The organism is Actinomadura logoneensis (assembly GCF_003428695.1).
In the GTDB taxonomy this organism is placed as follows: Bacteria; Actinomycetota; Actinomycetes; order Streptosporangiales; family Streptosporangiaceae; genus Spirillospora; species Spirillospora logoneensis.
Genome location: NZ_QURH01000456.1, coordinates 1 through 994 on the forward strand (window position 1 = coordinate 1; position 994 = coordinate 994).

Annotated in this window: 1 protein-coding gene; it reads left to right on the forward strand. The window is 70.5% G+C overall.

Annotation, left to right across the window (positions count from 1 at the left end; all coding sequences use genetic code 11):
• A partial coding sequence (locus DZF91_RS23285) for a carbohydrate ABC transporter permease (RefSeq protein WP_328589200.1) occupies positions 1-902 on the forward strand: 902 nt, incomplete at its 5' end.
• Positions 903-994 lie beyond the last annotated feature (92 nt).

Consider the following 994-nt stretch of genomic DNA (forward strand, 5'->3'; position numbering starts at 1 on the left):
CGTCCCCGGCCGCGCCGCGGGCGCTCCGCGCGCTGCGCGCGCTGGCGCCCCTGCTGTGGCTCGGCCCGTCGATCCTGCTCATCGCCTTCGTGGTGTTGTGGCCCGTCGTGGAGATGGCCCGCACCTCGCTGCAGAAGATCACCTCGTCCGGCCTGACCGCGGGCTGGAACGGGGTGCGCGACTACTCCGACCTGTTCGACGAGGACGCGCTGGTCCCGGTTCTGCTCCGCACGGTGCTGTGGGTCGCGGGCGTCGTCGCCGTGACGCTGCTGCTGTCGCTGGCGCTCGGCCAGTTGCTCAACGCCCGCTTCCCCGGCCGCCGCGTGGTGCGCTGGGCGGTCATCGTGCCGTGGGCGGCGTCGGTCCTGATGACCGCGCTGATCTGGAAGTGGATGCTGGACAACTTCTCCGGCCTGGTCAACCGGGTGCTGCTCGACCTGCACGTGATCGACCATCCGCACAACTGGCTGGGCGACCCGCACCAGGCGATGTTCTGGATGATGTGGGTGGCGGTGTTCGTGTCGCTGCCGTTCACCTCGTTCGTGATCCTCGCCGGGCTGCAGACCGTCCCCGCGGACGTGTACGAGGCGGCGCGGGTGGACGGCGCGGGCCCGTGGCGGTCGTACTTCCAGATCACGCTTCCGCTGCTGCGCCCGGCGATCCTCATCGCCGGGATCATCAACGTCATCAACGTGTTCAACTCGTTCCCGATCATCTACGAGATGACCGGGGGCGGGCCGGGCAACGACACCGACACCACCACCACGTTCATGTACAAGCTGGCCTTCTCCGACCAGCACGTGGGCGAGTCCGCGGCGATGTCGGTGGTCAACTTCGCGCTCGTGCTGGTCATGGTGCTGCTGTACCTGCGCTTCTCGCGCTGGCGGGAGGAGACCCGATGAGCGAGCGGACGGCCGCGGCGGCGCGTCCGGACCGGACGGACGCGGCGGCCTCCCCCGGGCGGCGGACGGCGCGGGGACGGTCCGGGCGGAGC